Raw genomic sequence first — 10942 nt, 5'->3', positions numbered from 1 at the left:
CGAACACGCCTACGCCCCGAGCGCCACCGGGTGACGTCGACCACGTCGCGGCTCCACCCGACCGTTTGCTGAGCAGCCGTCAAGCCAACGAATCGGCGCAAACAGATTTGCTGGCTACCCCTGGGCGGCCATCGTCCATCCGGTCGCGGCGACCCGACGCTCCCAGAACTGCGCGTACTGGCCACCGCGCTGCATCAGTTCGGCGTGGGTGCCCTGGTCCTCGACGGTGCCCTCGGAGGAGAGGACCACGATGTTGTCGGCGGCGGTCACCGTGGACAGCTTGTGCGCGATGACGATGACCGTGCTCGTCTGCGCCAATGTGCGGATGGACTCCGCAACGTGGTGCTCGTTCTCCGGGTCGAGCGCGCTGGTGGCCTCGTCGAACAACACGATCGGCGCGTTCTTGACCAGCGCGCGGGCGATCGACACGCGCTGGCGCTCGCCGCCGGAAAGGGCCGAACCGCCCTCCCCCACCCTGGTCTGCCAGCCGCCGGGCAGACGTTCGACGACCGGCAGCAGACCGGCGGTGCGCGCCGCCTCGACGATCTGCTCGTCGGTCGCATCGGGCCGGCCGATCCGGATGTTCTCCCACAACGTGTCGTCGAACAGGTAGACGTCCTGAAAGACCAGGGACAGCTGCGCCATCAGGTCGGCGCTGCTCTGGTCACGGACGTCGACACCACCGACCCGGATCACGCCGGCGTCGACGTCATAGAAGCGGGCGATCAGCTTGGTGATCGTGGACTTGCCCGACCCCGACGGCCCGACCAGCGCGGTCATCGTTCCCGGTTCGGCGACGAAACTGACGTCCGACAACACGTTTCGCCCCGCATAGCCGAACGCGACGTGGTCGAGTTCGACCCGACCCGGAATCGACACCGGGCGCGGGTCTTCGGGTTCCGGCAGCGCCGGGGTCTCCAGGATCGAGGTGATACGGCGCAACTCTGTCGCGGCGATCCGCATCGCCGAACCGACCTCGGCGAGCGCGGCAAGCGGCGAGGCGAACCGGGCGGCGAGGCCGAGGATGGCCACCAGCGTGATGGGGTTCATGTCGCCGTTGACGGCGATCCAGGCGCCCGTGGCGATCAGAACCGAGAAGACCGCTTGTACGGCAACGCCGTTGAGCATCAGCCCGGCCACCGACTGCCGCAGCGCCCGGCGCCCGACGCGGTGTTGCGTTTCCAGCGCGTCGGCCAGCGGTTCGTAGTCGGCGCCGCTGCGACCGAACGCGCGCAGCACCGGCTGATAGCGGGCGAATTCGAGCACCCGGTTGTTGACCTCTGTTTCGGCCTCGTGGCTGACCTGTTCTGCCGAGGCGATCAAGCGGGAGGCGAACTTGCCGCAGGCGATCAGCAGCGCCCCTCCGATCACGGCGACCAGCCCGATCCGCCAGTCGAAGATCGTCAACCCGACCACCACGGTCGTCGCGCTGACCACGTTGAGCACCAGCGGGGTGAGCAGGTTACCGCCGCTTGTGCCGACGAAAACCGTTCCCTTGACTGCGATCTGGGAGACCTGCCCGGTCCGCTCGCGGTTGAACCAGCCCAGCGGCAGCGTCACCATGTGATCGCCGAGCCGGTGATGCAGCAACCGCATCGTGGTCAGCGCCATCCGGATCGCCGAGGTGGCCTGCGCATAGTTCAACGCCGACGCGACCACCACCACGACCGCGAGCACCCCCAGCCAGCGCGCCGCGGCCGTGAAGTCACCGTCGAACAGCGCCACCGAGATCGGCACCAACAGCACCATCGCCAAGCCGTGCAGCAACCCGTAGACCGTCACCAGCGCCAGGTAGATGTACATCTGGCCGCGCTGCGGGCCGAGGATGCGCAGAAAGCTGCGGATCACCGCGTCACCTCCCATTCCGTGGCGTGGCCGGCGGTGTAGGTCTGCCACATCCGTGCATACCGATTACCGCTTTCGAGCAGGTCCTGGTGGCGGCCCTGTTCGACGATGCGGCCGTCGCTGAGCACCACGATCTGGTCCGCGGAGACGATCGAGCCGAGGCGATGGGCGATGACGAGCACCGTGCGCCCGACGATCAGCCGCGACAGCGCGGCCTGGATCTGTGCTTCGGAGTCGGGATCGGCGAATGCGGTCGCTTCGTCGAGCACCAGGATCGGGGTGTCGGCCAGCAGCGCGCGGGCGATGCTGACGCGCTGCGCCTCCCCGCCGGAGAAGTGCGCGTCGACGTCGACGACCGAGTCATAGCCGTTGGGCAACTGCAGAATTCGGTCGTGAATGTGCGCGGCTTTGGCCGCGGCGACGATGTCCTGCTGGGTGGCGTCGGGCTTGCCGAGCCGGATGTTGTCGGCGACGCTGATCCCCAGCAGCGCGACGTCCTGCAGCACGAATCCGACGTGACGGTACAGCTCCCGGGACGCGATTTCGCGTACGTCGACGCCTCCGACACGCACCGCACCGGCGGTGACGTCGTGAAACCGCGGCACCAGCGTGGCCAGGGTCGACTTCCCGCTGCCCGACGGGCCGACCAGGGCAGTGATCGTGCCCGGCGCCAATGTGAGCGAAACATCGTGCAGCACAGTGTTTTTCCCGTCGTAGGAGAAGCCGACGGCGTCGAACTGCACCGAGTTGTCCCGTGGCACCTGCGGGTCGGTGGGCATCGGCAGGGCCGGCGTGTCGAGCAGCCGTTGCAGCCGGCCGGCGGCCGAGGCGGCCTGGCGTTTGATGTGGGTCGAGTATCCGACGGTCAGCACCGCGGCGGGGATGGTGACCGCGACCAGCGTCGAGCCGAGCACCTCGATCGGAGCCACCCAGCCGCTGCGCACGAACCAGTAGCCGCCGGCCAGGTTGGCCAGCAACAGCACCGGGGTTTCGATGAAGATCGACGAGGCGGCCTTGACGCGGACCAGCGGCCCCATCCACTCGGCGAAGCTGTCGTTGAACTGGTCGGCGGCGTCGGCGAACCGCCTGTGCGCCTTGCCGGTTTCGCCGAAGGTCTTGACCACCGACACGCCGGCGATGAACTCGACGATGGTGGCGCTGATCCGTTCGAGGCCGTGGTTGAGCCGCTCCATCTGGGTTCTGGAGTCGCGGCCCAGCCACGTGAAGATGGCGACGTAGAGCGGCACGGTCGCCAGCGCCAGCAAGCCGAGCCGCCAGTCGAGGTAGAAGCAGTACGCGAGCCCGAACACCGGGGTGGCCAGCGCGCCGGTGTTCTCCACGGCGGAATGGGCCACCAGGAAGTGCAATTCCCCGACGTCGTTCTGGACGGCCTTGCGCACCTCGCCCGAGGAGGTGGTGTTGAACCAGCCCAGCGGCAGCCGGCTGAGCTTGTCGACGATGCGCCGCCGCAGCGAGCGCTGCAGGTCGACGTCGGCGTAGTGCGTGATGGTCAGCGCGGCGCCGCCCGCGACCGTGCGGACCAGCAGCGCGATCACCACGACGGCCACGATGGCCCAGACCCGGGACGCGTTGACCGGCCCGTCGGCCAGCAGCTCCCGACCGATCTCGACGATGCCGATGAACGGCACGACGGTCGCCGCGGACGCCAGCAGCTGGTACAGCTGGGCCCGCGAGGTGCGCGACCGCGTCGGGGCCAGCAGCTGTTGCAGGGCGAGCTTGTCGTAGGTCGCGGCGCGCTTGGCCGTCTCCGGCGCCGGTGCCGACGGGGCCGGCTCCACACCGTCGAGCGCGGTCTGCGCTGCGGTCATCACACTCCTCCTGGTTAGGGTGGCCTAACCCTACCGGTCGAGGTGGGCGCGTCGGCGGCTACGTAACGTGGGGGTGGTCGGTTAGGTGCGAGAGGACCGCGAAAGGACAGGACATGGATCTGGCGGGTGTCGGGATTTGGAGTTCTCAGCTGCGCTACGGCGATGAGGGCCAGGCCGCCGAAGCGGCCGCGGAGCTGGAGGAGCTGGGCTTCGAGGCGCTGTGGATTCCCGATGTCGGTGGGCCGGTCCTCGATTCGGTCGACCATCTGCTGGCGTCGACCAAGCAGGTGGTCATCGCGACCGGCATCCTGAACCTGTGGATGCACGAGCCCGCCGAGGTGGCGGCGCGCTACGCCGGCTTGACGGAGCAACACGGTGAGCGTTTCCTGCTGGGGATCGGTTGCAGCCATGCGCCACTGATTGATTCGAAGGAGCCGGGTCGCTACCGCAAGCCGCTGGCCGCGACGCGGGCCTTCCTCGATGCGATCGACGCGACGGAGAAACCGGTGCCGGTCGCCAACCGGGTCCTCGCCGCGCTGGGCCCGAAGATGCTGCAGCTGGCGGCGACCCGGTCGCGGGGCGCGCATCCGTATCTGGTCACGCCCGATCACACCCGATCGGCACGGGAGGTGCTTGGCGAGGGCCCGCTGCTGCTGCCCGAGCAGACGGTGCTGCTCACCGAGGACAAGGCGGAGGCCCACGCGGTCGGAAAGGACTGGCTGCGGTCGTATCTGGCGTTGCCGAACTACGCCAACAACCTGCTGCGCTCCGGCTTCACCGAGGAGGACGTGACGTCGGTCAGCGACCGCTTGTTCGACGCGATCATCGCCTGGGGCGACGAGGATGCCGTGCGGGCCCGCGTCAGCGAGCATCGCGAAGCAGGCGCCGACCACGTGTGTGTGCAGGTGCTGACCGCCGACCCGAGGGAATTCCCGCGCGAGCAGTGGCGCCGACTGGCTGCGGCCCTGCTCTAGTTTCTTCGCCGAAATCGACGAAATGGTGGATTCTCTCGCATATTTGCGACCATTTCGTCGATCTCGGCGCCAGCGATTCGGGGCTAGCCGAGTTCGGAGAGCACCTCGGCGCTGTCCATCTGCGCGACGTCCAGGTACACCTCGGCCACCGCGTCGGGGCGCTCGCCGTCGGGTTCGCGCTCACGCAGGCGCTCGGCCAGCTTCGCGATCGTTCGTGCGGCGAACATGTCGGTGACCATCATCGACGACGTGTCCAGCCAATCGCGAACCCGGGCAACGACATGGGTCGCCAACAGCGAATCCCCGCCGAGGGCGAAGAAGTCGTCGTCGACGCCGACCCGCCCCGCGTCGACGCCCAAGACCCGGGCGACGATCGCGACCAGCGCCGACTCCAGCGGGCTCGTCGGTGCCCGGTAGGCGTGTTCCGCGGGCATCTCGGCGTCGGCCAGTTGCCGTTCGGCCGCGGCACGATCGATCTTGCCCGCCAGCGTGAACGGTATCCGGTCGGTCACCACGATGACCTTCGGAACCATGTGCGCGGGAACCAGTTCGGCCATGCGCGTCGCGACGGCGTCCGTATCGACGCCGGGATCCGTGGCGCGCACCAATGCCGCCAGCACGTCGCGCTCGCCGGATATCACCGCGGCGACGGCGGCTTCGACGCCCGCGACCCGCTTGAGCGCCGCCTCGACCTCCCCCAGTTCGATCCGATATCCGCTGAGCTTGACCCGATGGTCCATGCGGCCGAGGAACTCCAGCGTTCCGTCCGGCAGGTAGCGCACGAGATCGCCGGTACGGTACCAGGTTTGGCCGTCGTGCTCGACGAACTTCTCGGCGGTCAGATCCTCGCGGCCACGGTATCCGCGCGCGATGCCGCGCCCGGAGAACCACAGCTCACCCGGCACCCAGTCCGGGCAGTCCGAGCCGTCGGCGGCGACCACCCGGCACGCGTTGTTGGGAAACGGTGTGCCGTAGGGCACCGAGGTCCAGTGCGACAGCGGCTCCCCATCGACCTCGCACAGCGTTCCGTGCACCGCCGTCTCGGTCGCCCCGCCCAGCCCGGCTACCCGCACCCCCGGCACGGCATTGCGCAGGGCCGCGACGAGTTCCGGCCGCACCCAGTCGCCACCGAGAAGCACCACCCGCAGGCTCGACAACCGCGCGTCGCCGGCGTTCAGCAGCATGTCCAGCCAGCCCGGCATCCAGTTCAAGAAGGTGACGGAGTGCTGCTCGATCAGGTCCGCCCAGCTGTCGGGGTCGCGGCGCTGCTGCTCGTCAACCACGACGACCGTGCCGCCCGCCCGCAGGATCGCGAAGATCTCCAGCACCGACATGTCGGCTTCCAGTGAGGCCAACGCCAGGCTGCGGTCGCCCGGTCCGAGATCGAAGTGTTCGCTGAGGAACTCGACGGTGTTCATCACCGCGTCGTGGGTCAGTTCGACGCCCTTGGGTTCCCCGGTCGAGCCCGAGGTGAACAGCACGTACGCCAACGCCGAGGGGTCCACGGCGGGGTCGGCATCCGCGTCGCGACCGAGCGCGGCGGCCACGGCGAAGGTCGGTACCTGCGGCAGACCCGCACCCGGTTGGGCGTCGCCGCACATCAGCACGGCCGCCACACCGCTGGAGTCCAGGATGCGCGCGGCCCGGTCCGCCGGTTGGTCCGCGCCGATCGGCAGATATGCCGCACCAGAGGCCAAGATGCCCAGCACCGCGGGAATCTGCTCGGCGCACTTCGGTCCGACCAGCGCGACCAGGTCGCCCGGCCTCACCCCGTTGTCGCGCAACGTCTCAGCGACGGAGAGCGCCTGCCTGCGCAGCTCGCCGTAGCTGAGCTGGCGGTCGCGTCCGAGCACCGCCGGGGCGTCGGGCGTCGCCTGCGCCGAGCGAAAGAACCCGTCGTGCAACGCTTCCCCGCTGGGCGGTGCGGTCGTGGCGTTGAGGGCGTCGCGGACCGAGCGGGCCCGCGGCGGCACCGCGGGCGGATCCGGCGCGTCCCATGCCGCGTCGTCGCTGGCGAGCCGGGCTAGTTCGGCGATGTGGTAGGCGAACATCGCCTCGGCCACGCCGGGGCGGAACGCGTCGATGCGAACATCCCAGTTGATCATCAGCCCGGTCGCCAGCGGTGTGGCCTGTGCGTCCAGAAGCACCTGTGGGCCTTGTGAAATCGTCCACACCGGCACGCCGAACTGATCGGTCACCTCCCCCGCGAACAGATCGCCGAGGCCGATCGCGCTGGTGTACACGATCGGCGCCAGCGTCGGTGTACCGCGGTGCCGGCCCAGATCGCGCAGCACCGACAGACCCGAGTAACTGGAATGTGCCGCGGTGCGGTGCAACGTCTCCTGAACCGCCCGGGTGCGCTCCGCGGCGGTGCGGGTGTGCGTGAGATCGATGTCGAGCATCAGCGACGAGGTGAAGCACCCGACCAGCTTCTCGACGTCGGGATGAAACGGTTCGCGGCCAAACATCGGCAGGTTGAGCAGAAGGCGCGAGTTGGTCGCCCACCGTGCCAACGCGTTGGAATAGGACGCCGCGACGGCCATCGCCGGCGTGAGCCCGCGGCGCTGGGCGGCGGCGAACAGAGCATCTCGGGTCGGGACATCGAAAATGTGCCAGAGCCGTACGCTGCGTCGCGGATCCTTTCGCTCGGCGGGCGGAACCAGCGGCAGCGCAGGCGGTTCCGGCAGATCCGGCAGGCGTTCGGCCCACCACTGCACGTCCTCTTCGGACGGGCCGGTGTCCGAGGCGGTGAGCGCGTCACGGTATTGCCGATAGGTGTAGCCCAGTTCCGCCAGCTCACCGCCGCGGTAGAACACCGCGAGATCGGCCATGAACTTGCGATAGCTCACCGCGTCGGCGGCGTTCATGTCCATGTCGACGTGCAGGCGGGTGCGTCCGCCCGGGCACAGCGACAGGCTCAGTTCCAGCACGTCGCCGTCGAGGATCTGGTGCGACTTCTCGTCCCGGATGGCGTCGAGGCGCTGCGCCACCGCGTTCTCTTCGAGGTCGCGCAGGTCGTACACGGTCACGGGCAGCCCGCGGTTTCCTATCCGCTGCGTGCCGTCGGGCAGGATCTCCACGCGAAGCATCGGGTGGCGCGCAACGAGTTTCGCAGCCGCCGCGCGCAGCCGCTCCGGATCGACGCCGACGCCGTCGAATTCCACGTACAGGTGCGCCGCCACCCCGCCGAGTTCCTGGTCTTCGTTGCGACCCAGCCACATCGCGTGCTGCATCGGCGCGAGCGGAAACGCGTCGTCGGCGGCGACATCGGGATCGCCGGGATGCGCTGTGGCCGCGCCGGTGTCGGCGTCGGCGGTGCGCTCGGCGACCAGCGCCGACCACGCCGCGACGGTGGGGTTCTGCGCCAACGCGGCGAAGTTGACGTCGATGCCCTGCTTACGCCAGCGACCGGACAGCGACATCATCCGGATGGAGTCGAGACCGGAGGCGATCAAGTCGGAGTCCGGGTCGACGGCGTCGGGGCTGACCCCGAGGAGTTCGGCTACCTCCTTGCGGACGGTCTCGGAACTCGTCGCCGCGTTACCCACTCGATCCTCCAAATTAGTGAAGGCTGCCCTAACTAACTCGGTGGAGGCTACCTTATATTCGAGGCACCGCACATACCTACCAGAGGGGCCACATCCTCCATGAGCACCGGTTTCACGCCTCAGCGAACCGACTTCGGCGACCTGGCCACAGGTTTCGTGCCATTCCCCCGCGACCGTGCCGAGAAATACCGCGAACAGGGCTACTGGACCGATCGCCGGCTCGATTCGATCCTCACGGACGCGGCCGACAGGTGGCCCGACCGGCACGCGGTGATCGACGCGGACGTCACCTACACGTTCGCCGAACTTGACACGCGCGCCGCCCGCATCGCCGCGGCACTGACCGACCGCGGCATCGCGCCAGGCGACCGGGTGCTGCTGCAGCTTCCGAACACCTGTGAGTTCGCGGTCGCGCTGTTCGGCCTGCTGCGCGCGGGCGCTGTGCCGGTGATGTGTCTGTCGGGACACCGCTCCGCGGAGCTCGGCCACTTCGCCGAGGTCAGCGGGGCGGTGGGGTTGATCATCCCCGACGTGGTCGCCGGATTCGACTACCGGGAGATGGCCGCGGGTCTGGTCAGCGATCATCCGGCGCTGCGTCATGTGTTCGTTCACGGCGAGCCGGGCAGCTTCCAATCCTGGTCGCAGCTGCACGATTTCGACGGGGACATAAGCGAACCCGCACCGGTCGACCCCGATCTGCCCGCGCTGCTGCTGGTGTCCGGCGGCACTACCGGGCTACCCAAGCTCATTCCACGCACGCACAACGACTACGTCTACAACGCGATCGGCAGCGCTCGAGAGTGCGGGCTCACCGCCGAGGACGTCTACCTCGTGGTGCTGCCCGCCGGTCACAACTTCCCGCTGGCCTGCCCGGGCCTGCTCGGATCGATGACGGTCGGCGCAGCGTCGGTGTTCACCACCGACCCCAGCCCCGAGTCGGCGTTCGCACTGATCGACCGGCACAACATCACCGTGACCGGCCTCGTCAATGCCCTGGCCAAGATGTGGACACAAGCCTGCGAGTGGGAACCGGTGTTGCCCAAGTCGTTACGTCTGGTGCAGGTCGGCGGGTCCCGGATGACCGCCGACGAGGCGCGCTACATCCTCGAGGGGTTGACCCCGGGTCTACAGCAGATCTTCGGCATGGCCGAGGGCATGCTCAACTTCACCCGCCTGGGCGACTCCGTCGACATCGTGCTCAACACGCAGGGTCGGCCGATGTCACCGCACGACGAGATGCTGGTGGTCGACGACGCCGGTGCGCCGGTCGCCCCGGGCGAGGAGGGTGAGCTGCTGGTGCGCGGGCCATACACCCTCAACGGCTATTACCGCGCCGCCGAGGCGAATTCGCGCTCGTTCAGCCCCGACGGGTTCTATCGAACCGGCGACCGGGTACGGATCTTCGACGACGGCCCGCTGGCGGGCTACGTGGAGGTCACCGGCCGCATCAAGGACGTCATTCACCGCGGCGGCGAGACGGTGTCGGCGTCCGACCTGGAAGAGCATCTTTTCGCCCATCCCGCGATCTACACGGCGGCCGCCGTCGCCGTACCCGACGAGTACCTCGGCGAAAAGATCTGTGCAGCGGTTGTTTTCAAGGGCGCCCCGATCACGCTCGCCGAGCTCAACCAGTTCCTCGACGAGCGCGGGGTGTCGGCGCACTGCCGTCCGGACATGCTCGCCCCGATGCCGTCGCTGCCTAAGACCGCGGTCGGCAAGGTGGACAAGAAGAAGGTGGTGGCCCAGCTGACCGGTTGAGGTGCGTCGTCACTTCTCGGCCCGGCTGGCCGCGGCATCGGGGTGCGGCACCCAGTCAGACCGACTGCGGCAAGTACATTCTCACGCAGAGCAACTCAGCGGAGGTGACGCAGCCCCTCGGTCACCTGGTCGCCCCACGCGACGGAATCCTTCCTCCGCGCGAGGCGCGCGGCCAGTTCGGGCGCCATGCCGCCGAACCTCGCCATGATGCGGATGGGCAGCTCGGCCGCATCGACTTCGCCCAGATTCTTCACGATAGCGGCGATGACGCGATGCGCAACGAAGTCGCACGACGTTCCCTTCGTGCCGGGCGTGGCCGGTAGGCCAGCGTCGGCCAAAAGGCCGGCGTCTGTCATCGTTCCGGGGAATACGACCGATGCGCCTACTCCAGACCCGTGAAGGTCCTGGCGAAGCGATCCGCAAAAGCCGCGCAGCCCGGCCTTTGTGGCCGAGTAGATGGGTACGCGGGCGCTGGGCAGTTTGCCGGCGATCGATGAGATGTAGACGAAGTGGCCACGCCTGCGTTGCAGCATCCCCGGCAGCAACTGCTGTGTCATGAGCATCGGTACTCGCAGGTTCACGTCGAGCGCTCGGTTGAGTTGCTCGGGCGTGAAGTCCTCGAGCTTGCCGGTAGCCGGTAACGCCGCGTTTGAGACCACAATATCGGTGTCGGCCAAGCGAGCGGACAGCTCGGCGACCTGGGCGGAATCCGCCAGATCGCAAACGAGGATCTCGGCCCCATTCAACTGCGACGCCAGAGATTTGAGGGCTTCTTCCCGCCTGTCGGTGAGGAGCAGGCGAGCGCCACGGGCGTTCAGGACACGGGCAATCGCACCACCGAGGCCACCGGCAGCGCCTGTCACCACCGCCGTCGCGCCATTGATGTCCATAGCACCCTCCGCATCTCCCACGACGAACGGTTGACCTGACGTTGGCGAGATCCCTTATCTCAGAACGAATACAACCGGCTTAAAGGGTATTGAGTAGA

General features: G+C 68.3%; 6 protein-coding genes. 2 read left to right on the top strand and 4 right to left on the bottom strand.

Annotation, left to right across the window (positions count from 1 at the left end; genetic code table 11):
* Positions 1-114 precede the first annotated feature (114 nt).
* Positions 115-1848, bottom strand: coding sequence for an ABC transporter ATP-binding protein (locus tag G6N28_RS20695; RefSeq protein WP_163903547.1), 1734 nt, complete (start codon positions 1846-1848; stop codon positions 115-117).
* Positions 1845-3674 carry an ABC transporter ATP-binding protein gene (locus G6N28_RS20690; protein WP_163903546.1) on the bottom strand — a complete coding sequence of 610 codons (1830 nt, stop codon included), beginning with the start codon at positions 3672-3674 and terminating at the stop codon, positions 1845-1847. The genes G6N28_RS20695 and G6N28_RS20690 overlap by 4 nt, the downstream gene beginning before the upstream one ends.
* Positions 3675-3787: 113 nt before the next feature.
* Between G6N28_RS20690 and G6N28_RS20685 the strand changes: the two genes are divergently transcribed.
* Positions 3788-4648, top strand: coding sequence for an LLM class F420-dependent oxidoreductase (locus tag G6N28_RS20685; protein ID WP_163903543.1), 861 nt, complete (start codon positions 3788-3790; stop codon positions 4646-4648).
* Positions 4649-4731: 83 nt separating this feature from the next.
* Here the strand turns inward: G6N28_RS20685 and G6N28_RS20680 are convergent, their stop codons facing one another.
* Positions 4732-8196 carry a non-ribosomal peptide synthetase gene (locus G6N28_RS20680; protein ID WP_163903541.1) on the bottom strand — a complete coding sequence of 1155 codons (3465 nt, stop codon included), beginning with the start codon at positions 8194-8196 and terminating at the stop codon, positions 4732-4734.
* A gap of 99 nt (positions 8197-8295) precedes the next feature.
* On the opposite strand from G6N28_RS20680, the gene G6N28_RS20675 reads away from it, so the two are divergent.
* Positions 8296-9954 (top strand): (2,3-dihydroxybenzoyl)adenylate synthase, encoded by a 1659-nt coding sequence (locus G6N28_RS20675; RefSeq protein ID WP_163903539.1) that lies wholly within the window; start codon positions 8296-8298, stop codon positions 9952-9954.
* Between the two features lie 95 nt (positions 9955-10049).
* On the opposite strand, the gene G6N28_RS20670 is transcribed toward G6N28_RS20675, so the two are convergent.
* Positions 10050-10844 carry an SDR family NAD(P)-dependent oxidoreductase gene (locus tag G6N28_RS20670; protein WP_163903536.1) on the bottom strand — a complete coding sequence of 265 codons (795 nt, stop codon included), beginning with the start codon at positions 10842-10844 and terminating at the stop codon, positions 10050-10052.
* Positions 10845-10942 lie beyond the last annotated feature (98 nt).

Source organism: Mycolicibacterium pulveris (assembly GCF_010725725.1).
GTDB lineage: Bacteria > Actinomycetota > Actinomycetes > Mycobacteriales > Mycobacteriaceae > Mycobacterium > Mycobacterium pulveris.
Note: the sequence above shows the minus strand (reverse complement) of the source record. Positions and strands in the feature narration are given on the sequence as shown.